Source organism: Pseudomonas sp. NKUCC02_KPG, from assembly GCF_019345465.1.
Classification (GTDB): domain Bacteria; phylum Pseudomonadota; class Gammaproteobacteria; order Pseudomonadales; family Pseudomonadaceae; genus Aquipseudomonas.
This window is the reverse complement of record NZ_JAHKRC010000006.1, coordinates 190,993-213,823: the sequence shown is the minus strand read 5'-3', so window position 1 is coordinate 213,823 and position 22,831 is coordinate 190,993. Positions and strand designations below refer to the sequence as shown.

The following is a 22,831-nucleotide window of genomic DNA, read 5'->3' as shown; positions in this document are numbered from 1 at the left end:
CAGGGGAATGCACTATTGCCCCTGAGCTTTATTTACGGTCGTACAATTTTTAAGTCACTCAAGCATCTCATTCACGCCACGATTACCGACGGAACACGTAAAGCAATATAAAACTCACGACGATAACTACCATCATCACAAACAAAGCTGAAAGCTTGACTTTAAGCTGTCGCGGTAAGGTCTCTAACTCAGCAGCATCGAGTGTGCCACGCCTTACAAAAAAAACACCACAGGCCACTATGACCGACAGCGCCACTATAAAAACCAGCTTTGCAAAGCGTCCGCCAGCATTGAGTTTTGTTCGGGCTTTTATTGCCGAACTGTTTTTAAAGTGCATGACAATAAAGTTTGTCTGTGTACTCGCCACCCTCAGACTTAGACCGATCCACAGGGGTATGGCGGCCATTGCAAGGAGGGCGATGCCAAGCCGCAGAGGCTTCATGGACGCCCAGTCGATGCGAAAAACAATACATAACAGTATTAGTTCCCAAGCAAAATAGCCTCCCACACGATGAAGCATTATAAGTCGCGTTTTTAATTGCTTAGGGAATTGATCGATATCTGCAGGGCATACGTCGCCATCAGGTATATACAAGCCTGGCACTTGAAGTACGCCAACAATTTCACGCAAGACGAATAATCGGCCCCAGGGCCCACCATTTAGAATCGGTGCTCGAATCATGATATATGGGCTATTTTTAAAACATGCCAACATCATATCCATCTTGGTGTAGGCGATATAGAGCGCAATACCAAGATAAATGAATGCCCCCCCAAAACCGATTAAGCTGCCACACAGGAAAATAGTGTCAGCGATGCTCAGGCTCATTGTGAGACCTCATAAATTAGTTTACCTGCTTTTTCACCCGCCCATCCAAGGGATGCCCCTGCGGTCAAAGAGCCCACACCTACTACTATCAGCCCACATACGAACGTACCTGCCCCAACAGTCGGAACGCCTAATCCGAGACAAATAGCCCCCACTGTTGAGCTGGTCAAAATTGAACCCGCAATTGCGCCACCCGCTACTCCACCAAAGAAACTTCCACCCTCAGTGAGTTCCACCTTTTTGCAAGCCTGCACGTCACCCGTTGCACACACTTCCTGCACCTTCATATAAGAAGCCCCGCCGCCAAGGGCAGTCCCCAACCAGCCGCCGTATTTTACGTATTTGGCGGCCTTGGCCACTCCGTCCATATGCGTGGCGTAACCCGGGATCTGACCCGGTGCACCGGCCTTGGTCCAGCGGTGAACCAGGCTGCGGCTGGAAATGCCCAGGGCACTTTTCAGGTTCGGATGATCAGGAAAGCCAATACCCTTTTTGGTCAAACCATTAAGGTGACTATCCAGTTGTCTCAACAAGCGTTTGCGCTCGGCAAAAAACTCAGGTGAGCGCAAATGTCCGTCACGCAAAAAGCTGCGTTGATGCAACGCCTCGATGTCGCGCAACACACTTTTGACGTTATCCAGGTTCGAGGCAAACACCGCCATCCCGGTGCCAATTGAGGTGGAGCCAAGGGTTAGAAATGATTCAATTTCGTCTCGGTGACGGGCCATGAAATCGGCCTCATCGGGAGTCAGGTTCTGAAGGACCGTGTTCACCTTGTCCGCAGCCGCCATCAACTGTGCTTCTTCGAGGGTACATTGCAGGTTGTTCGGATCACTCAATACGATCATTTGGCCCGCTTTAACCTGATCCAGACCAGGGTTCAGAGCCTTGAATCTGGCGATAACGGCGGGATTGCCCGAGGTGAATAACCGGGCCTGCAATGCGTCTGCCGTCGTGCTTTTCGGCACGATGTAAAACCCCGGTTCCTGCGGTCGCGCTATGGGCTCAGGCCAGCGTTCCCGGGGGAAAAACTTCAAGTCGTGAGCAGACAATGACGAGGGCACGTCGGCGGTCAGGCTTTGAGCCTTTTGCTGCGTCTTGAGATCTTGAACATGGACATACCGCAGTAATCGCTGCGGGTCGGGGCGGTACACGGGCTGGGTGAGCCTCATAAGCGACATGCGCCTCACCGTGTGGGGGATTACGTCTTTACGCGCCAATGAAAGCGACTGGTTCAGGAGATCGCGCTGCTCTTGCAAAATGGCCTGTATACCTTGCTCAGGGGTTTTATGGCCCTGGGTGACATCATCGACAATACGTTTGGCGCAGTAGGCAACTTCCCGGTTGAACTGCATACACGTCATACCGTCGCCAAGATGGCGAGCACTGACCGTCATGGCTTGCCCGATCAGCCCGCTGGCGGCGCTGTTGACATCCCAGAGGTCATAACGATCGGGATTCATCCTTCCTGGCCCCAAGCGCTGTAGCCGCTGGTGCCTGCCAGATGATGGGTCCAGGTAATCTCGCGGTAGCGAATCGCCAATTGCTCTTGTGGCTCGGCGTCGCCCTGTAAAACGACATGGGGCACCTCGGACGTCAGGTCAACGATGACTGCGCCATTGATCGAAACCGAATAGAACTTTTCCTGCAGGCCAAAGGAAGACACGCGGTAAAAACTGATCGTGCAGTTTATTTCTTCTCTGCTTGAGAGCGCCTGAGCGAGTAACGGGGAGGATTTATCAATGGCTTTGGTGATGACAATCGGGCTGTGCGTGGGCTTGTTGATGGTGCCAATATTGGCGAGGTTATGGCGGTAAGCCAGCACCATGATTTCGTCGGTATGGCTTGACTGGTATTTGTTGCCGATGGATTCCGGGGTTGAGCAGCCTGCTGAAATCAGTCCTTGAGCCACACCCTTGATACTCATATAACCTGGGTTCGCCATAGGTACATCTCCTTTTTGTAAGCCCGACATTCTATTGGGCAGGAGATCGACAGGCTGTAGGACGCTTCCGAGATTTTGAAAAGTGCGGGTAAAAATCAGCCCCAATAAAAGCGGCGGCCCCGTTCAGGGGCCGCCGCAGGGTGCTGCACCATTGCCCCTGAGCCTTAAATGCTCAGTTCGTCCAGCAGCAACACTTCACGGTGGGCCAGCAGATCCCCCACCGCATGGGCCATCGCCTGATAGTGCGGGGTGGTTTTGTGGTGCTCAATAGCCTCCATGTCCGCCCAGCCTTCAATGAATACAAAGCACTCAGGATCGGTTCGATCCACGTGCAGGTCATAGAAACGACAGCCAGGCTCGGCTCGGGAGCCTTCGACACAGGCGCGCAGGGCCTGTTCTACCGTTCTGCCATGACCAGGTTTGGCGCGCAATGTGGCCACAATTTTGATGATTTGAGACATGTGTACTTCCTGCAACGTGCGATGACTTAAGCGCTCAAGATTTGCGCGATTTTATCCTTGATAAGGAGGCGCTGCTCCTTGAGCTTGCGCAGCACATCATCCGCAACCCCTATTGCATCGTTGGCTTCAGCCTCAACCACTTCGGCATCTTTTTCGCCGTACTGCACAAACAGCTGATTCAGATGAGGGTTTTCGCTGCGAAACTTGCTGATGGCCTCTTTGGTAAGCCCCAAGTCCTGTAACAAGTCGTGCTTGACTGGCATAGATACACCTCATGGACATCTTGGTTACGGGGTCAGGCTCTGAGGGAGAACCTGATCGAAAGTATTCAGTTCGCGATGAACCACCTAAGCAATAGCACGCAAAAGGCCCGTCAGAAAGCCGGGAGAGCACTTTAGTCCCCCTTCTACCCCGCCGTCTCAGGCACTTTACACAGCAAAACCTGCCTTGCATGCCCTGCAGCCCTTGCCAGTCAACCCCCACAATCAAAGTGCCAATTTAATGACTTGATTCACATAAGCGGTATTTTTTTGACTTTTTAACGCTGCAAATCATGGGTTTGATAATTTTCCGGTGATAAGCTGCTGACTTTCCGACACAACCTGAGCTGTAGTACTACGCTTGTGACAGACAAAGCAGGCAGCACGCCCATAACAATAAACGGCCAGAATTACTGGGTAACATGTTGACAGTCATATAATTGGCGCCATAAAAGGTTAACCCCAAAAGGCGCAAGTGATTGTTTTGCATGAATGACAGTACCAGACGCCTCAATAAATGCTTTTCCCTGGGGGGACTTTACGCTTGGTTCATATCAGTTTGGCCATCAGCGGATTGCTGGATCAACAGATTGTGTTGCGCGCAGGCGGCTTGTATTGGGTCACGGTCGATCACTCGACTGACGCAAAACTGCTGGCAAGGCAATTTCTTGAAGCATTACCCGAAAGCGTGCCAGCCACGCTGATTGCAGGTGCCGGTTCGGTCCAGCCGATCATCAGCGATATGGCACCCGATCGCGGTCCCGGCAAGCTCAAGCTGTTTGAAATCGCCCAGAGAGTCATAGAGCCTGGACTGGCCACGCTGACCCGCGATCTTGGCCGTGCCGGCATACTCCCTTCAAGCCAGATCCTGCTGGTGCTGCCCTCGAACACTTGGGCCGAATCGACTACGGCCATCCAGTTGCAACGCTGGATCGAGCGCATACGCGGGTGGCTGCTTGAGCGCAACGCAACGCTATTGGTGATTACCCACGGCGAAGCTGCGCTGCTGCATGCCCAATTGCTGCAACTTAACCAGACCCTGTCCGGTTTAAGTCGCCTGTACCGCTTCAACGGCGATCTGCGCTACCAATTGCACTTCTGGCACAACGAACTGGGTGTCACTGCTGGCCAGGAATTCAAACTCACCGATAAAGGCAATGCCCTGACGCTGATTCCCCAAGCGGTGGTCGATACCCAGCCACGGGTGGCCGACGATCAGCACGTGTACCTCGCCGAGCGCACCGTACTGGAAGGTGCGCCGTCGATGTCTAAACACTGGTACCTGTTCGAAGGCCGTGAGGCGTTGCTTGAAGCCGCCGAGTCTGCCCGTGCGGCCACCGTTATCGTGGGCATCGACAATAGTTACCAGCTACTCGAACTGGCCCAGCAGCTGCACGACTTACGGGAACATTGCGGCCCCGAACTGAAAATCGTCGTACGTGAAATGGAGCCGTCGGTGCGCTATCGCGACGAGCGCCTGCTGCTGGCGTGTGGCGCCAACATGATCGTTCCCGACGGCACACTGCTTTCCAGGTTCCTGAGCATGATCGAAAGCATTCAGGGCCAACGCTGGCAATACACCCAGAGCATCGACTTCAAGACGCTGCTTGAGCGTCAGCGCCCGCCTCAGATTCGCGGGCTGGTCAGCCCCAATGACTTTTATGAGGCCGTATCGCAGATCTACAGGGACAGCTCAGGTGAAGTGACCCATCAGCTGATGAAGTTCGAGCCTGTACCGGGACTGGGCGAGGAACTGTTTTTGAACCAGATGTGCCTTCGTCGTTTTGGCGACTTCGCCTGCCTGCTGGACGGTGAGCTGTACCTGTTTCTGTTTGCCTGCCGTGCAGATGGACTGGAGCCGGCACTGGGCAACATCTGTCGTCTGCCCTGGCGTGACATGTTCACCCAGCGCCGCATGTTGAGCGGGCCTTCCGACCTGCCTGCACAGACCTTCACAAAGGCCCGGGCGGTACCGGCGCATTTGCATATCCCCGTCGAGGCACCGGCCATCATGCCGACACCGGGCGTCAGTGAGCGTGCACCGCTAAATCCTCAACGATTCACGCTTCCTCTCAGTGAGCCACAGTCATGACGTTCCTTGAGCTGATCGATGTCATTGCATTGACCTGTGTGGTCACCATACTGCTGACGCTGTTCTGGCAGCGCATCCGGATGTTCCTGAAAAAGCATTTCGAGCAGTACCTGTCACCTCGCTATATGAAATCGTGCGGCGTCAGACGTCGCATGCCTGCCAGCCCTGCTCAGAGAACGCCTGATGAGTCTGTTTAAGTCTGACGCACCGGCGCAAAAAATTGCCGGACCCTGGCGCGGCCTGGGAGCCTGGAACCTGTATTTCCTGGCCAAGTTCCTGCTGGCCTGGACAGGGCACCTGAATCTCCAGATATTGCCCAACCTGATTTTTGCGGTGGTGTTGCTGATCCCGATCGCCAACCCTGTGCTGCGCCGTGCGCGCACCCTGATTGCGATCCCGGTGGCCGTGGCGCTGCTGTATCAGGACACCTGGTTCCCGCCCTTCTCCCGGTTGCTGGCACAGCCCGGGGTACTGGATTTCTCCTTTGACTACGTGGTCGAGTTGCTGGGGCGATTCATCGACTGGCAAGTGTGCGCCATGTTGCTGCTGTTGATCGTGGGCTACCTGTTCCTCAATCAGTGGCTGCGCCTGACGACCTTCACCCTGCTGGGTTTTGCCTGGCTGGGCATGGGTAACCTGCAATGGCTGCTGCCCCCTTCGGTCGCGCCACAAATGGCCGGCACTCAAGCCGTTACCGGTGGACAAACCAGCAGCGTGGGCGAGCCGGACGATGCGACGCTCAATGGTTATCTGGACAAGTTTTACCTCACTGAATCGACCCGCAAAGTCGACTTCAAGGAGCCTGCCGTCAAGCCGCCGCCTTTTGACCTGTTGGTGATCAACATTTGCTCCATGGCCTGGGATGACCTTGAAGCCGTGGGCTTGCGCGATAACACGCTGTTCAGTCAGATGGACGTGATTTTCGACAACTTCAACTCGGCCACCGCCTACAGTGGCCCTGCAGCTATCCGTTTGATGCGCGCCAGTTGCGGCCAGACCTCCCATGCACAGCTCTACAAGCAACCGGCAGATCAATGCCTGTTGTTCGATGACTTGCGCAAGCTGGGTTTCTCCAACGAGCTGATGCTCAACCACACGGGCGCATTCGACGGCTTCCTCCAGGAAGTCCGCGAGCAGGGCCAGTTGCCGCCTCCGGCACTGGGCGTAGTCCCTGCAGGCCTGCCAAGGACGTACGTAGGTTTTGATGGCTCACCTATCTGGCGCGACCGCGATGTATTGGGCAAGTGGTGGCAACACCGCATGGCCGAGGACACGCCCAACATGGCGCTGTTCTACAACACCACCAGCCTGCATGACGGCAACCGGCAAGTGCAGTCTGATGGCGGTACCCAGCCAGCTGACTACAGCAGCCGCGCACAGGTCCTGCTCGACGACCTCAATGCGTTCCTCAAGGAACTGCAAAAAAGTGGACGCCGCGTGGTGGTGGCCATCGTTCCCGAACATGGTGCCGCGCTGCATGGTGACCGCATGCAGATTGCCGGGATGCGCGAAATCCCGAGCGACTCGATCACCCACGTACCGGTTGGCATCAAGCTGATCAACATGGGCGACAACGGCCAATCCTCGCCCGTCCATATCAGCGAGCCAAGCAGCTACCTGGCGGTCGCCGAAATCATAGCGCGCCTGTATGCCGACCCGGCACTGAGCAATGGCCAGACCGTGGACTGGTCCAGACTGCTGACCGATCTTCCACAAACCCCGAAAGTATCTGAAAACTCAGGGACCGTCGTGCTTGATTACAACGGCAAGCCCTATGTGCGAATCAAGGAGAACGGCGGATGGCTGCCTTACCCACAGCGGTTCAAATAAGCGCCGATATCCTTTCGCGCAAAGAGCGTGCCGATGATATCGCCCGGCTCAAGTCGATGATGGAATTGCACGCCCTGGAATACATCGACGTGTCGGCGCATATGGAGCTGTTGCAGGCTTTTGAGCGCTGGCCGTTGCTGGCTTATCTGGAGGCGCAGCACACGCCGCCCCTTGATCTGGATAAAGACACGGAGCACACCCCATGATTGCCATGAGTTTGCGTGGCGTGCGCGGTGGCGTGGGTACCAGCTCAACCCTGGCGGCGCTGGGCCATGCGCTGCATGAGCTGGGACAGAGGGTACTGCTGGTGGACATGTGCCCGGAGAACTCCCTCGGCCTGCATTTCAACATGGACCTGGCACCCCGCGAGGGCTGGGCCCGGGCGACTCTGGATCAGCAACCCTGGCATGAGCATGCATGGTGTGTAGAGCCCGGCCTGTGCGTGCTGCCCTACGGGCAACTGCAACCGGTCGAATTCATCCAGCTCGACGGCCTGCTGCTTGAGCAGCCACAACTCTGGAGCCAGCGCCAGGCCGCGCTGGCCGACGCCTTTGACTGGATACTGTTCGATCTGCCGCAGCGCTTGCCAGGCCACATGGCCAACCCGCACTGCAGTATTTCAATCATGGTGCTCAACGCCGACGCCGCCTGCCACGTATTGTTGCAACCGCAACTGGCGCAAACGCCACTGTTTCTGGTCAACCGTTTCGATGCCGCCAGCCAGCTGCAGCGGGATCTGCTGCTGATCTGGCAGCACCGCTATGCCCAGGCACTGGTGCCTGTGAACCTGCACGCAGACGAAGCCATGGGTGAAGCCCTGGCCAGAAGCGAGCCCGCAGGCCGCTATGCACCCACCAGCCTGATTGCACTGGATGTCATCAGCCTGGCCAGTTGGTGCCTGCTTCGCGGCAGGAGGGCTGAATGATTGCGCACTGGTTCCCCTACACACGCTTGCGGCGTGAGCAGAACTGCACCCGGTTCACGGCCTTTATTCTGGCGCTGATCCAGGCCCTGGGCTGGATCTTTCTGCCCCTTGAGTCGCGCAACTGGAAAGCCTTGCGTGATCAGCACAGACGCCTGTATCCGCACCTGGCCCAGAAGCGATCCACCATTGGCGACCCGTTGCGTTATGTCGTGCAAACCGTGTGGCTGCTGCTGGTGCGTACGCCGAACCTGAACCAGATCGGGCGCCAGCGTTTCCGTCAGCGCCTGGGCTCCTGGGTGTCGTTGGTGCTCAATATTGTCCAGCGTCCGTGGAACCTGCTGTCCAATTCCTTTGCCCATTTACCCACGGCGATCAGCCCGCAGGTCAGTAAAGGCTCCCACTGGTGGAACACCATGCAGTGGCCTCTGCGCAAGGTGCTCTACATCGGCATTGGCATCATCGCACTGGCCTTGATTGTGCTGTGTATCACCGAGCCTTTCGGTTATCTGGCGCAACTGGTGTTCGTGATCCTGTTGTGGGTACTGGCAATGCTGGTGCGCCGCATGCCGGGACGCTTTCCGACCTTGTTGCTGATCGTATTGTCGATCATCGTTTCGTGCCGCTACCTGTGGTGGCGGTACACCTCGACCCTGAACTGGAACGACAATCTGGATCTGATCTGCGGCCTGATTCTGCTGATCGCCGAGACCTACTCCTGGCTGATCCTGTTGCTGGGCTATGTGCAGACCTCATGGCCGCTCAATCGCCAACCGGCGCAATTGCCCGCAGACATGGAGCAATGGCCGGTCGTCGACCTGTTGATTCCGACGTACAACGAAGAGCTGTCCGTAACCCGTGGCACGGTGTACGCCGCGCTTGGCATCGACTGGCCGAAAGACAAGCTGCGCATTCACCTGCTTGATGACGGCAACCGTCCAAGCTTCAAGGCATTCGCCGAAGAGGTGGGCATCAACTACATCGCCCGGACCGACAACCGCCACGCCAAGGCCGGTAACCTCAATCATGCACTGACCTTGATCGACGGCGATCTGGTGGCGATTTTTGACTGCGACCACATGCCTGCCCGCTCCTTCCTGCAGTTGACGGTTGGCTGGTTCCTGCGTGACCCGACCCTGGCGCTGGTACAGACCCCGCACCACTTCCTGTCACCTGATCCGTTCGAGCGCAACCTGGGTACCTTCCGTAACCGCCCCAACGAAGGCGAGCTGTTTTACGGTTTGATCCAGGACGGTAACGACATGTGGAACGCTGCGTTTTTCTGCGGCTCCTGCGCCATCGTGCGCCGTACTGCGATTGACTCCATTGGCGGGTTCGCGGTCGAAACCGTGACCGAAGATGCCCACACCGCCCTGCGCCTGCACCGCAACGGCTGGACCTCGGCCTATCTGCGCATCCCGCAGGCAGCAGGCCTGGCAACCGAGAGCCTGTCGGCGCATATCGGTCAGCGCATCCGCTGGGCACGGGGCATGGTGCAGATTTTCCGCACCGACAACCCGCTGCTGGGCAAGGGCCTGACCATCTTCCAGCGCATCTGCTACACCAACGCCATGATGCACTTCCTGGTGGGGTTGCCACGGCTGGTGTTCCTCACTGCGCCCCTGGCCTTCCTGTTGCTGCACGCCTACATCATCTACGCCCCGGCGGTGATGATCCTGCTGTACGTGTTGCCGCACATGATCCACGCCAGCCTCACCAACTCACGGATGCAAGGCGCCTACCGCCAGACATTCTGGGGCGAGGTGTACGAGACCGTGCTGGCCTGGTACATCGCACGACCCACCACCGTGGCATTGTTCAGCCCGTCGCGGGGCAAGTTCAACGTGACCGCCAAGGGCGGCATGATGGAAGAAAACCAGTTCGACTGGCAGACCGCCAAACCGTATCTGGTGCTGTCGGTGCTCAACGTGGTCGGCCTGGGGTTTGCCGTCTGGCGCCTCTTTACCGGGCCAAAGGATGAGATCTTCACCATCCTAGTCAGTGTGCTGTGGGTGATTTACAACTTGCTGATCATTGGTGCTGCGGTTGCCGTTGCGGCCGAGGTGCGCCAGGTGCGCACCACGCACCGTGTACTTGCCCGTTTGCCAGGGGCCATCAGATTGTCCGACGGGCACAGCTACCCTTGTGAACTCGTGGACTACTCGGACGGTGGCGTCGGCCTGCAAGTGAGCCAGGCCCTGCAACTGCCCGTCGGCACACAGGTATCGCTGATCCTTCAGCGGGGCAACCGCGAGTTTGTGTTCACCGGTACTCTGACCCGCTCCAGCGACCGGTTTATCGGCTTGAGCTTTGCCCAGTTGCCGCCCGAACAAAAGATCGAGTTCGTGCAGTGCACCTTTGGCCGCGCCGATGCCTGGCTTGACCACAACAGCGGGTTTGAGGCTGACAAGCCGATCCAGAGTCTCAAGGAGATTCTGGCCCTGGGCGTCAAAGGCTATTACCGCCTTTATGAATACCTGCCCAAGTGGATACGCGTCATCGCGAAACCGTTTTTGCTCATTTTTCAGTGGCTGGGCAGCTTTTTGCCGCGCATGCCCGAAGCACCTACCCCCCTTATCTCCCGGCCAGTGAGCAGATCATGAGTCGTCTATCTAAAAAAGCTATCTTCGCCAGCCTCGCGCTGATGACCTTCGCCTCGCAGCTTATGTCGGCCCCCTTGCCTTTACCTGGCAATTCACCTGTGCCCGCTCCACTGCCCAAGCCGGCGGTAGCCCAGACGGATCAGGTACTGCCAAGCTGGCCAGTCACCTACTCATTCGAACAGTTGGGGCGAGCCACAGACTCCCTGCTGCTAGGGATCAACAGCTCAGACGTGGTGGAGTTCAGCCTGCGTCGCGACCGGATTGCCAGCGATGCCAGCCTGCAGCTGGACTACACGCCCTCACCTGCATTGATCCCGACGCTTTCACATATCCGGGTGTACCTCAACGATGTGCTGATGGGCGTTCTGCCGATTGAGAAAGACCAGCTGGGGCGCAGAACCACGCAGAAAATAGCCCTTGATCCACGGCTGATTTCGGACTTCAACCGCCTGCGGCTGGAGTTTGTCGGTCATTACACCGATATCTGTGAAGACCCGGCCAACAACACGTTGTGGGTCAATATCAGCCGCGGTAGCGCTATTACCTTGCAAGAACAGGCCCTGAGCCTGCAAAACGACCTGGCGTTCTTCCCGCTGCCGTTCTTTGATCCACGCAACAACAGCAAGCTGGAACTGCCATTTGTGTTCGCCGCCAACCCGACGCTGGGTGAACAGAAAGCGGCCACGATCCTGGCCTCTTACTTTGGCAGTCAGTCCAACTGGCGTGGCGCAAGTTTCCCGGTGTCGTTCGATACGCTGCCAGGGGTACAGAACAAGGATGCAGTGCAACCGACCGTAGTCTTCGCCACGAACGATCACCGTCCGGCCTTCATGAGCGACCTGGAAAAATTCCCGGCCGTGACGGCGCCTGTGGTCGAAATGATCGATCACCCGGATGCGCCCTACAGCAAAGTCCTGCTGATCATGGGCCGCAACGAAGAAGACCTGACCACTGCTGCCAAGGCTCTGGCCCTGGGCGGTAATTTGCTGCGCGGTTCGCGCGTTACCATCGACAAGGTTCAGGAGCTGCACCCGCGCAAACCCTACGATGCTCCGGCCTGGATGCGGACCGACCGGCCAGTGCGTTTTGCCGAGCTGATTACCTACCCGCAACAATTGCAGGTCAGCGGGTTGCAGCCGCGTCCCATCACCCTGGATGTAAACCTGCCACCCGATCTTTTCGTGTGGCGTAACCAGGGTATCCCGCTGCGCACTCAATACCGCTACACCGCACCGTCGGCCAATGATGATTCACGCCTCAATATCAGCCTCAACGACCAGTTCATCACCAGCCTGCCGTTGCTGCGCAAAGACACCAGCAACCTGGAAGAGCTGCGCTTGGCGGTGCTGTCCAATGACACCGCAAACGTCAATGAAAAGCTGATCGTACCCTCGCTGAAAATTGGCGACCGCAACCGCCTGCGTTTCGATTTCAACTTTGCCAGCACCGTGGGCAGTTCCCAGCGTGATCGCTGCCAGACCATCCTGCCGGCCAACACCCAGGCCATCATCGATGAAGATTCCACCATCGACATGTCCGGCTATCACCACTACATCAGCATGCCGGACCTCAAGGCATTTGTGCGCAGCGGCTTCCCGTTCAGCCGCATGGCCGACATGTCCGAATCCATCGTGGTGGTTCCAAGCAACGCTTCACCGACACAGATCAGCACCCTGCTTGAAACGGTATCCGGCATTTCTGCCCGCTCCGGCTACCCGGCCTTTGGTGTGCGCCTGAGCGATGACTGGGCGTCGGCGTCCAAGGAGGATGTCGACTTGCTGTTACTGGGCGAGATGGCCCCGGAGTTGCGCGACAACCCGGACATGAGCGTGCTGTTGCAACGTCAGCACGACATGCTGGTGCAGCCTTACGGCACCACTGGCATTGATGCCAACAACCGCCGCGGGCCGTCAACCGACGGTCGCAACACACCGGCCAACAAAACCGAAGTGACGGCCCAGGCACCGATTGCGGCCATGTTAGGCATGCAGTCACCTACCCACAACCAGCGCAGCATCGTCGCATTGCTGGGCAATGAGGATGCCGACTACAACCTGCTGCGCGAGGCCTTGGGCGACAGCGGCAAGCTGGACGCGGTGGCAGGCTCTGTGGCACTGGTTCGCAGCAGCGGCGTCTACAGCCAACTGGTCGGTGATCAATACTTTGTCGGCAACCTGCCGTGGTACCTGCTGTTGTGGTACCAGCTGTCAGAGCACCCGGTATTGCTGGCCATACTGGCCGTGATCAGCGTTCTGCTCAGCGCCTTCCTGCTGTGGCGTGCCCTGAGCTGGGCGGCCAACCGTCGTCTGCACAAGGATGACTAAGGCCATGAAACGACTGGCGGCACTCGCCCTGACTTCGACCTTGGGTTGTCTTCCCCTGGTGGCGAGTGCGGCATCCTGTGACTGGCCCGCCTGGGACAGTTACAAGAAAACCATGATGAGCAGCGACGGGCGCATCATCGATGCCTCGTCGACGCAGTTGATCACGACGTCGGAAGGCCAGAGTTACGGGCTGTTTTTTGCCTTGCTGGCCAACGACAGGAAAAGCTTCGCCTCGATTCTCGAATGGACCCGCAATAACCTGGCAGATGGCAGCCTTGAAGGTCATCTGCCTGCCTGGCAATGGGGGCGCGACAAAAGCGGCCAGTGGCACATCCTGGACAGCAACAATGCCAGCGATGCCGATCTGTGGATCGCCTACAGCCTGCTTGAAGCCGGACGCCTGTGGCAGTGGCCCGAGTACGTCGCGCTGGGGCAGAACATCCTCTGGCGCAGTGCGGCCCAAAGCCTGCGCAAATTACCCCGCCTGGGCCTGATGCTGTTGCCCGGCGATGTGGGGTTCGACAGCCCCAAAGGCTGGCGCCTGAACCCCAGCTATCTGCCACCGCAACTGTTGGCACGCTTTGCCCGGATTTCACCGATATGGGCTGAGCTGGCGAGCAATCAGCAGCGCATGTTGATAGAGACTTCACCCAAAGGTTTTGCCCCCGACTGGCTGTTATGGAAAGCCGGTGGTGGCTGGGCTCCCGACACCAAGGACGGCTCCCAGGGCGACTACGATGCCATTCGCGTCTACCTGTGGGTCGGCATGCTGGCTCCGGACGCAGCCAACCGTCAGGTCCTGCAACAGCACTTTGCGCCGATGGCCAACCTGACTCAAACCCTGGGCTATCCACCGGAAAGCGTGAATGCAGTGACCGGTAAATACACCGGAACGGGCCCGGTGGGTTTTTCCGCCGCCATGCTGCCGTTACTGGCAAGTCTGGACTCCCCTGCACTGGCCGTACAACAGGCACGGATCCAGCAACAACCGCCTGCGGCGGATGCTTATTACAACCAGTCGCTGCTGCTGTTTGGCCAGGGCTGGGATGAAGAACGCTATCGCTTTGACAAGGATGGGCAGCTTTTACCTTCGTGGATCAAGACATGCCAAAAATAACAACGTGGGCGTTCCTGCTCGGTGGATTGTCCACTGCAGCCATTGCACAACCGACCACGGTGCAGGAACAGCAACAGTGGCTACTGGAGCAGGTACGTATCGGTGAAGCCATGTACCGGGAAGATCTGGTACGCGCCTCACTGGCACGGCTGCAATTGATCGCCCCCAACGACCCGCAGGCGCTGGTCGCGTCTATACGCCAGGCATTGCTGGACAAGAATCCGGATCTGGCCCGCCAGCGTCTGGCGCAATTGCAAAGCGTTGCCCCCGACTCAGCGGCGCTGCGCCAGGCCCAGAGCCTGATGAAGTTGCAAGACCCGCAAAGCCTCAAAGACCTGCAGCAGGCGCGCCTGTTTGCAGCCGCTGGCCGACCTGAAGAGGCCGCTGCAATTTTCGAGCGACTGTTTGGCAATGCACCACCCGATTTCGCCACGGCGCTGGAGTACCTGCGTATCCGCAGCAATATCCCGGGCCAGCATCCTCAAGTAATCGATCAACTGCGGGCTCTGGATAAGCAATACCCGGGCAACGCCGGGCTGCGCCAAACCCTGGCCGACTTGCTGTTTCGGGAAAAAAGGGCGCCAGAAGCCCTGGTGGTCCTGCAAGAACTGTCCAGCGACCCGATTGCCAGTAACGCCGCCGCAGAGCGTGAGTACACCTACCTCGGCACATTACCCATCGATCGCACTACGGCCCAGGCCTGGCAGGGGTTTATCGCCCGCTACCCCAACTCTCCACTGATCGGTGAGGCCAACAAGAACCTGCAACAACAGCAGCGTTTGCTTGGCGACCCGGCGTGGAACGCAGGGGCTCAAGGCAAGCAGATGATTGATCAGTCGCGCAATCCGGTGGCCGCTGAAGGGCAATTGCGCAGCGCCCTCAAACAATATCCGGACGATCCGACCCTCTACGGTGCCCTGGGCATGGCGCTGTTTCGTCAGGGCCGCTATGCCGAAGCCAACACCAGCTTCTCCACGGCGCGAACCAAGGAACAAGACACCTCCAACATCAGCAAGTGGCAGGACCTGATGGACGCCAGCCGCTACCGCATGTTGCTCAGCCAGGGTGACAAGGCCCTTGAGCAAAAGAACCTGCCAGCGGCACGTAACGCATTTTCTCAGGCCCGCAAGACCAAGCCCGCCGATGCCGACCCACTCATTGGCCTGGCCAGCGTTGCACAGGCCGAGCATGACGATATCCAGGCGGAAGCCTTGCTGTTGCAGGCCCGTCGCCTGGAACCGGGTAATGGCAGCGCCGTCAGGGGGCTGGTTCGCTTGTACAGCGCCCAGGACCCGCAAAAGGCCAAGGCATTTCTCAATGGCCTGCCCGCCTCCAGCCAGAAGGAATTCTCCGGGCTGCGCCAGAGCATGGAGCTGGACGAACTGAACCAGCAGGCCGATGCGGCTACCGAGCGCAAGGACTGGCCGCAAGTGGCCGCATTGCTGAGCAAGATCCGCAACCTGAGCCCTGATGAACCCTGGGTGACTTACCGCCTGGCCAACGCCCAGCGCGAGATCAACCAGCCTGGCGCAGCCGATGACAGCTTCAAGCAATTGATGAACCGCCAGGGGCGAAACCCGGAAGCCATCTACGCCTACGCGCTTTATTTGTCGAACACCGATCGCGATGCCAGCGCCCTGAGCGCGCTGGAGAAATTGCCCAAGGCGCAATGGACCGACTCCATGCGTGAGCTGGACTCACGCCTGCAGCGCAACGTACTGGTTGCCCGCGCCGAACGCCTGCGCGCAGAAGGTCATGAACCGCAAGCCATTGCCCTGTTGATGCAAACCAGCGACAGCGACGACCTGATGACCGTCGCTGGCTGGGCCCAGGAGCGCGGCGACTTCGAGCAAGCGCAAAGCCTGTATGGCCAGGTGCTGAAGAAGGATCCCGCCAATACCGGGGCACGACTGGGGCAAATCGAAACCCTGATTGCCAACCGGCAACTGCCTGCAGCCCGGCAACAACTGGCACAGTTCAATCCGGCCCCCGGCACCGTATTGACCTCTTCCGAACAACGACGGGTGGCCAATGCCTGGGTCGCCGTGGGCGAGCCTGACAAAGCCCGGGCCATCTACGCGCAGCTGCTCAAGTCACCCCAGGCCGATCCGCTGGTGTACCGCGATGCGGCGCGGCTGATGTCGGTCAAGGAGCCGCAACAGGCACTGGATTACTACGCCAAGAGTATGGCTGCCGCGGGCCTGATTACTCCTGAGCAGGCCAACCCTCGCGACAACCGCGCAATGACCATGGCCAGTCGCGAGAAGGACGATGATCAGTGGCTGGCCCGTAGCCTGCGCAGCGACGTGGATGAGCTGTACCAGCGGCAAAATCCTACGGTCCACCTGTACACCGATTACGGGTGGCGCTCGGACAACGCCTCTGCCGGTACATCAGATACGGATACCCGCACCACCATCCTGCAACTGGACCTGCCAGTGGCGGATGGCACCGGCTTTTTACGTGCAGAACAGCTGAATATGGATGCGGGTAAATTCAGTGCCGATCCCGACGGGTTGGTTCGCGAAAATTACGGTACCTGCGCCGTGAAATACAACGTCAAGGGCACTACCAGCCCCGACTTGTCAGGTTGCGAAGACAGTTCCCAGTCGGTCAACGGCACCATGATGGCCGCTGGCTGGAAGAACGAAGTCTGGAATGTCGACATCGGTCGCACGCCGGACAACTTCAAAGTGCCCAACTGGCTGGGCGGCGTGGCCTACAGCAGCAAGTTCGAGTCCGTGGGCTGGACCCTGACCGGCTCGCGTCGCCCCTTGAGCAACTCGATCCTGTCCTATGCCGGTGCCACAGACCCCATTACAGGGATTACCTGGGGCGGTGTCACCTCCAACGGCCTGACCTTGAGCCTGAGCCACGACGAGGGTGGCGTGGACGGCGTATGGGCCAGCTTCGGCCAGCACTGGTTGCGCGGCAAGAACGTGGAAGACAACCACAAGAGCACGGCCATGGCCGGTTACTACTATCGTTTGGTCGAACGCACCGACGAGCGTATGCGCACCGGTCTGACGCTGATGTACTGGGGGTATGACAAGGACTTGAGTGAGTACACCTTGGGCCAGGGCGGTTACTACAGCCCGCAGAAGTACTATTCGATTGGCGTGCCGCTGAACTATGCGTTCCGTACCGCCAACTGGTCGGTGGCCCTGGAAAGCTCGGTGAGCTGGTCGTATGCCAAGACTGACGCCAATGACCTTTACCCACTCAGCGGGCTGAACGACAAGCTGATCCAGGGACTGGACGAGCGAGGCTTCCAGCTGGCCGACGGCCTGGGCCAGACGTCGGGCGGCAGCAGTACGGGTATCGGCTACCGCCTGCAAGGACTGGTGGAGCGCAGGCTGTCGGACCATCTGGTACTGGGAGGCGGTTTGCTCTATCAGCACAGTGACAGCTACGCACCCAGCCGAGCGATGCTCTACCTGCGTTATACCTTCGACGTCTGGCAGGGCAACTTGCCATTACCGGTACAGCCGTTGATTCCGTATGCCGACTTCCGTTAACAACATCGCGTAACGCTAAACCCGTAGTCGCTGCCGAGGCACGAGAGCTGCGAGCTTTGAATCGATAAAGGCTCGCAGCTCTCGTGCCTCGGCAGCGACTACCCGCGCTTGCCAGGGGATTTAGCGTTTAACCGGTGTACGCATGGTCACAAACTCTTCGGCGGCCGTCGGGTGTACCCCGATGGTTTCGTCAAAGTGCTGTTTGGTCGCCCCCGCCTTCAAGGCAATCGCCAGTCCCTGCACGATCTCTCCCGCTTCCGGGCCAACCATGTGGCAACCCAGCACCTTGTCGGTGTCGGCATCGACCACCAGCTTCATCAGCGTACGTTCCTGGCATTCGGTCAGGGTCAGTTTCATGGGCCGGAAGCTGCTCTCGAAAATCTGCACCTTGTGCCCGGCTTCAACCGCCTGCTCTTCGCTCAAGCCCACTGTGCCGATGTTGGGCAGGCTGAACACCGCTGTCGGGATCATTTGGTAATCCACCGGGCGATATTGCTCAGGTTTGAACAGGCGGCGTGCCACGGCCATGCCTTCAGCGAGTGCCACCGGGGTCAGCTGCACGCGACCGATCACATCACCGATAGCCAGAATCGACGGTTCGCCACTCTGGTACAGATCGTCCACTTCAACGAAGCCGCGCTTGTCGAGTTTGACCCCGGTGTTCTCCAGGCCCAGATTATCGAGCATCGGACGACGGCCCGTGGCGTAGAACACACAATCGGCGACCAGCTCACGACCGTCTTTGAGCGTGGCCTTGAGGCTGCCGTCAGGCTGCTTGTCGATACGCTCGATATCGGCGTTGAACTGAACATCCATCCCGCGCTTGGTCAGCTCTTCGTGCAAATGCTTGCGCACCGCACCGTCAAAACCGCGCAGGAACATTTCACCGCGATACAGCAAGGAGGTTTTGGCCCCCAGGCCGTGGAAAATCCCCGCGAACTCAACGGCGATATACCCCCCGCCCACGACCAGTACACGCTTGGGCAACTCTTTGAGAAAGAACGCTTCGTTGGAGCTGATCGCGTGCTCATGGCCCGGGATCTCGGGGATCTGCGGCCAGCCACCGGTGGCGATCAGAATATGTTTGGCGGTGTGGCGCTGACCATTGACTTCAACTTCGTTCGGCCCGGTCAGTTTGGCGTGACCTTCCATCAAGGTGACGCCGCTGTTCACCAGCAAGTTGCGGTAAATGCCGTTCAGGCGATGGATTTCTCGGTCCTTGTTGGCAATCAGGGTCGCCCAATCAAAGTTCGCCTCTCCCAGGCTCCAGCCAAAACCTGAAGCCTGTTCAAAATCTTCAGCAAAATGCGCACCGTAAACCAGCAGCTTTTTAGGTACGCACCCCACGTTGACGCATGTCCCGCCCAAATAGCGGCTTTCGGCTACGGCTACTTTCGCGCCGAAACCTGCAGCAAAACGGGCCGCGCGTACACCGCCAGAACCCGCACCAATCACAAACAGATCAAATTCGTAGGCCATTTCTATCTCCCAGGCAGGCCATCAGCATAATCACTTCGGCGCGATTGACCAGCGCCGCAGCTTGCCGAAGGCAAAAAAACGAAAAAGCCACCCGAGGGTGGCTTTCTCTTGAAGCTCTCTACAACTCGGCGCTAATTAGTAAGCCTTGCCGGTTTTGTAGAAGTTTTCGAAGCAGAAGTTGGTTGCTTCGATGTAGCCTTCAGCGCCGCCGCAGTCAAAGCGTTGGCCTTTGAATTTGTATGCGATCACGCAACCGTTTTGCGCCTGTTTCATCAGGGCGTCGGTGATCTGGATTTCACCGCCTTTGCCTGGCTCGGTCTGTTTGATCAGATCGAAGATGTCCGGGGTCAGGATGTAACGACCAATGATCGCCAGGTTCGACGGTGCATCTTCAGGTGCCGGTTTTTCAACCATGTTGCGCACGCGGTACAGGTCATCACCAATCAGGTCGCCAGCGATCACGCCGTACTTGTTGGTCTCTGCAGGATCAACTTCCTGGATGGCGATGATGGTGCAGCGGTACTGGTTGTACAGCTTGACCATCTGCGTCAGGACGCCGTCGCCTTCCAGGTTGACGCACAAGTCGTCCGCCAGTACTACGGCAAAGGGTTCGTCGCCGATCAGTGGGCGACCGGTCAGAATCGCATGACCCAGGCCTTTCATTTCGGTTTGACGAGTGTAAGAGAACGAACACTCGCTCAGCAGACGACGGATACCCACCAGGTACTTTTCTTTGTCAGTGCCCTTGATCTGGTTTTCCAGCTCGTAGCTGATGTCAAAGTGGTCTTCCAGAGCGCGCTTGCCACGGCCCGTTACGATGGAAATTTCAGTCAAGCCAGCGTCCAGTGCTTCTTCAACCCCGTACTGGATCAGTGGCTTGTTCACCACCGGCAGCATTTCTTTAGGCATGGCCTTTGTCGCTGGCAAAAAGCGAGTGCCGTAACCGGCTGCTGGGAACAAGCATTTCTTGATCATATGAGTCCTTTAAAGGGCTGTACGTTCCAATTTTGGCGCAGTCTAATCAGGCGGCATCGACGTTACAATGCCTCTCGATAGCAAACTGATGCCAACCTAGATAAATATTTTGAGCGTTAGTTCCTTTGCCTTTGATTTTGAGTGTTGGTCGGTCGTGTTTAGCAACACCCGTGTTGCGCTTGCGCTATCATCAGGCCATTAATCCAGGCAATCAGGCAGTTCTTCGATGTCCGCAACAATCAGCGTCAATGGTTATGAAATCAAGCCCAACGAAAAGGGCGAGTGGTGCGTGTTTAATGCATCCGGTGAAAACGTTGCAGGTCCATTTGACTCGCAACAGGTTGCCTCTGAAGTTGCCTCGGTTTTCCAGGACCAGCCTGCCCCACCTGCTCGCCGACGCAACAAATCAAACTAATCCTACTGACGTGATAACACTACCTCGATGAAAAACATTCTGACATTACTCGTACTGGTTACATTGGGCGGTTGTGCCACAGCGTCCAATACCTACCTGGCCGACGGCAAGCAAGGGTTGAGCATAGACTGCTCTGGCGAAGCCATGTCGTGGGCCAAGTGCTACGAGAAAGCGGAAGCCTCTTGTGCCGGCACCGGCTATACCATCATTGGCACTGATGGCTCGCCTGCAGTCAAAGAGCGCGACAAGACACTGGGCGTCGACGTCGGTAATTTCAACAGCCGAAATATCGTGGTGGCTTGCAAATAGCTTGCCGACGAGGCTCGGCTGATGCCGCTAAAGCCCGTGGCTTTAGCGGCATTCAGGGATTACTTGACGCCTTGACCGATCAACACCCCATTAATGGTTTGGCCATAAGCATTGACGCCGTCATTGGCGTGAAACTTGACCCGGGTTTTTTCCACTGATCCTTCAACCAACCGCGGATCCTGCGGCCGTTCGTGGGTGTTTACATACGCCGCCACATCCCAGGCTTGTTGGTCACTCAAGCTGTTGGCCTTGCCCAGCGGCATATTGTGTTTGATGAACGAGGCAGCGGTATTGATCCGGTGCATGCCCGCCCCCCAGTTGTATGAATCTTTGCCCCACAGCGGCGGCATTACGTAGTCCCCTCCCGATTTCTGCCCTTGTCCGCTGTCACCGTGGCAAATGGCACATTGATCCTTGTACACCGCCGCACCGCGCGTCAGGTTGTAACCCCCTTCAGGCTCGGGTACGTCCGGGTATCCGCGGCCAGGCAACTCAACTCCCGTAGGAGCCTTGGTCGAAAGCCAGTAGGAATAGGTCGACAGCGCAGTGATCTCTCTACTGTCGGCCGCTGGAGGCGTGCCACCGTTCATGCTGAATTGAAAACACCCCTGCAAACGCTCGGCAAAGGTGTTGACCTTGTCGTTCTTCTTTCGGTACGCCGGGTACATGGGGTAAGCGCCCCAGAGTGGTGCCGAATTGGCCATGCGGCCCTGGTCCAGGTGGCAATTGGTGCAGTTAAGCCCGTTGCCCACAAATTGCGGTGCCTGGCGTTTGGTGTCGACAAACAGGGCGTAGCCGTCCAGGACCATTTTGCCGTAGGCGTTGTCCGGCAATTCACTTTGCAGTGGCGGTTGAAAATAGACCGTAGCCTGATCGGCTGTGGCGGGTGTCTGAATCTGGGACTGGTCTTCCATCGCAATGGTCGCGGCATAAGCCCCGGAGCTCAGGAAGATCGAAATGGCACACACTGGCGTCAGCATTTTCATGGGGAAACCTCCTTGTGACCCACATTGGCGAAATACTCGGACACCGCCTTGATTTCATCCTCGGTCATGGCCTTGGCGATATGGCCCATCAAGTCATTGGGATCATTGTGCCGGGTGCCCTCTCGCCACGCATTCAACTGCGCCGTCAGGTACATCGCTGGTTGATTGGCCAATGGCGGGAAAGCACTCCCCACCCCCACCCCGCCAGGCCCATGACAACTGACACACTCAGGGATCTGCCGATCCCAGGCGCCGCGCAGGGCCAGTTTTTCGCCCAGGGACGTGGGCATGCTGCTGCGATTGATGGCAGGCACTTCAGGTGCTGGCATGGCCGCGATGGCAGTGGTGACAGCGGTTATTTCCTGGTCGGTCAGCGCCTTGGCCAGCGGTTGCATCACGGGACTGACCCGTTTGCCGCTTTGAAAATCGTGCAACTGCTTGCTCAGGTAGTCGGCAGAAATACCGGCTAGTCGCGGAAAACCGGCTGGCGCAAGCCCCATGCCATCTGCCCCGTGGCATGCCACGCAGGCGGTAGCGCCCGGCTGGGCTCCACCTTGCAGGTAGATGTTTGGGGGCGGCTGCGCCGCCTGAGCGTGGGTGAAGACGAGCAACATCAGGCTGCCAAGAAGCGTTGGTTTAAGTGGAATCATGGCCACTCCATTATTGTTATAAGCTTAGGCCTACAAAATATAAGCACGTAGAGCCTAGGAGACTTCCCTGCCCCTCACAACATTGAATTGAGCCTGATCCGAACGCGAGGCGAAAA

General features: G+C 57.9%; 20 protein-coding genes. 11 read left to right on the top strand and 9 right to left on the bottom strand.

Annotated features, from left to right (window positions below; genetic code table 11):
• Nucleotides 1–82: 82 nt before the first annotated feature.
• The 5 genes from KO536_RS10550 to KO536_RS10530 form a co-directional block, all read right to left on the bottom strand.
• Nucleotides 83–829, bottom strand: coding sequence for a hypothetical protein (locus KO536_RS10550; protein ID WP_219261876.1), 747 nt, complete (start codon nucleotides 827–829; stop codon nucleotides 83–85).
• Nucleotides 826–2,292 (bottom strand): hypothetical protein, encoded by a 1,467-nt coding sequence (locus tag KO536_RS10545; RefSeq protein WP_219261875.1) that lies wholly within the window; start codon nucleotides 2,290–2,292, stop codon nucleotides 826–828. The genes KO536_RS10550 and KO536_RS10545 overlap by 4 nt, the downstream gene beginning before the upstream one ends.
• Nucleotides 2,289–2,774, bottom strand: coding sequence for an Hcp family type VI secretion system effector (locus KO536_RS10540; RefSeq protein ID WP_219261874.1), 486 nt, complete (start codon nucleotides 2,772–2,774; stop codon nucleotides 2,289–2,291). Before KO536_RS10540 ends, KO536_RS10545 begins: the two co-directional genes overlap by 4 nt.
• Before the next feature lie 164 nt (nucleotides 2,775–2,938).
• Entirely contained in the window at nucleotides 2,939–3,235 is a 297-nt protein-coding gene (locus KO536_RS10535; RefSeq protein WP_219261873.1) for a putative quinol monooxygenase, read from the bottom strand.
• A gap of 26 nt (nucleotides 3,236–3,261) precedes the next feature.
• The gene (locus KO536_RS10530; RefSeq protein WP_019822745.1) at nucleotides 3,262–3,498 is read right to left on the bottom strand and encodes a YdcH family protein; all 237 of its coding nucleotides are present in this window, start codon (nucleotides 3,496–3,498) and stop codon (nucleotides 3,262–3,264) included.
• Nucleotides 3,499–4,039: 541 nt separating this feature from the next.
• On the opposite strand from KO536_RS10530, the gene bcsE reads away from it, so the two are divergent.
• The 9 genes from bcsE to bcsC are packed head-to-tail and all read left to right on the top strand — an operon-like array spanning nucleotide 4,040 to nucleotide 17,901.
• Entirely contained in the window at nucleotides 4,040–5,587 is a 1,548-nt protein-coding gene (gene bcsE, locus KO536_RS10525; protein WP_219261872.1) for a cellulose biosynthesis protein BcsE, read from the top strand.
• A complete protein-coding gene (gene bcsF, locus KO536_RS10520; protein ID WP_133078081.1) occupies nucleotides 5,584–5,784 on the top strand; it encodes a cellulose biosynthesis protein BcsF in 201 nt (66 codons plus the stop codon). The genes bcsE and bcsF overlap by 4 nt, the downstream gene beginning before the upstream one ends.
• Entirely contained in the window at nucleotides 5,771–7,417 is a 1,647-nt protein-coding gene (gene bcsG / locus KO536_RS10515; protein WP_219261871.1) for a cellulose biosynthesis protein BcsG, read from the top strand. Before bcsF ends, bcsG begins: the two co-directional genes overlap by 14 nt.
• Nucleotides 7,387–7,623 carry a cellulose biosynthesis protein BcsR gene (gene bcsR / locus KO536_RS10510; RefSeq protein WP_133078079.1) on the top strand — a complete coding sequence of 79 codons (237 nt, stop codon included), beginning with the start codon at nucleotides 7,387–7,389 and terminating at the stop codon, nucleotides 7,621–7,623. The genes bcsG and bcsR overlap by 31 nt, the downstream gene beginning before the upstream one ends.
• Nucleotides 7,620–8,342, top strand: coding sequence for a cellulose biosynthesis protein BcsQ (bcsQ, locus tag KO536_RS10505; protein WP_219261870.1), 723 nt, complete (start codon nucleotides 7,620–7,622; stop codon nucleotides 8,340–8,342). Before bcsR ends, bcsQ begins: the two co-directional genes overlap by 4 nt.
• Nucleotides 8,339–10,942 carry a UDP-forming cellulose synthase catalytic subunit gene (gene bcsA, locus KO536_RS10500; protein WP_219261869.1) on the top strand — a complete coding sequence of 868 codons (2,604 nt, stop codon included), beginning with the start codon at nucleotides 8,339–8,341 and terminating at the stop codon, nucleotides 10,940–10,942. Before bcsQ ends, bcsA begins: the two co-directional genes overlap by 4 nt.
• Nucleotides 10,939–13,266, top strand: coding sequence for a cellulose biosynthesis cyclic di-GMP-binding regulatory protein BcsB (gene bcsB / locus KO536_RS10495; protein ID WP_219261868.1), 2,328 nt, complete (start codon nucleotides 10,939–10,941; stop codon nucleotides 13,264–13,266). Before bcsA ends, bcsB begins: the two co-directional genes overlap by 4 nt.
• A gap of 4 nt (nucleotides 13,267–13,270) precedes the next feature.
• The gene (gene bcsZ, locus KO536_RS10490; RefSeq protein WP_219261867.1) at nucleotides 13,271–14,383 is read left to right on the top strand and encodes a cellulose synthase complex periplasmic endoglucanase BcsZ; all 1,113 of its coding nucleotides are present in this window, start codon (nucleotides 13,271–13,273) and stop codon (nucleotides 14,381–14,383) included.
• Complete coding sequence (bcsC, locus tag KO536_RS10485) at nucleotides 14,371–17,901, top strand: cellulose synthase complex outer membrane protein BcsC (RefSeq protein WP_219261866.1); 3,531 nt, start codon at nucleotides 14,371–14,373, stop codon at nucleotides 17,899–17,901. Before bcsZ ends, bcsC begins: the two co-directional genes overlap by 13 nt.
• Before the next feature lie 120 nt (nucleotides 17,902–18,021).
• Here bcsC and gorA read toward each other — a convergent pair whose 3' ends face one another.
• On the bottom strand, nucleotides 18,022–19,380 hold the full coding sequence (gorA, locus tag KO536_RS10480) for a glutathione-disulfide reductase (RefSeq protein ID WP_219261865.1): 1,359 nt from the start codon (nucleotides 19,378–19,380) through the stop codon (nucleotides 18,022–18,024).
• A gap of 135 nt (nucleotides 19,381–19,515) precedes the next feature.
• Nucleotides 19,516–20,355, bottom strand: a complete 840-nt coding sequence (gene galU / locus KO536_RS10475; RefSeq protein ID WP_095029362.1) for a UTP--glucose-1-phosphate uridylyltransferase GalU — start codon at nucleotides 20,353–20,355, stop codon at nucleotides 19,516–19,518.
• Between the two features lie 226 nt (nucleotides 20,356–20,581).
• Here galU and KO536_RS24285 point away from each other — a divergent pair, with 226 nt between their 5' ends.
• Nucleotides 20,582–20,770, top strand: coding sequence for a hypothetical protein (locus KO536_RS24285; protein ID WP_133078072.1), 189 nt, complete (start codon nucleotides 20,582–20,584; stop codon nucleotides 20,768–20,770).
• Nucleotides 20,771–20,797: 27 nt separating this feature from the next.
• The gene (locus KO536_RS10470) at nucleotides 20,798–21,079 is read left to right on the top strand and encodes a hypothetical protein (RefSeq protein WP_133078071.1); all 282 of its coding nucleotides are present in this window, start codon (nucleotides 20,798–20,800) and stop codon (nucleotides 21,077–21,079) included.
• A gap of 59 nt (nucleotides 21,080–21,138) precedes the next feature.
• On the opposite strand, the gene KO536_RS10465 is transcribed toward KO536_RS10470, so the two are convergent.
• On the bottom strand, nucleotides 21,139–22,065 hold the full coding sequence (locus KO536_RS10465; RefSeq protein WP_219261864.1) for a c-type cytochrome: 927 nt from the start codon (nucleotides 22,063–22,065) through the stop codon (nucleotides 21,139–21,141).
• Nucleotides 22,062–22,715 (bottom strand): cytochrome c, encoded by a 654-nt coding sequence (locus KO536_RS10460; protein ID WP_219261863.1) that lies wholly within the window; start codon nucleotides 22,713–22,715, stop codon nucleotides 22,062–22,064. The genes KO536_RS10465 and KO536_RS10460 overlap by 4 nt, the downstream gene beginning before the upstream one ends.
• Between the last annotated feature and the right edge of the window lie 116 nt (nucleotides 22,716–22,831).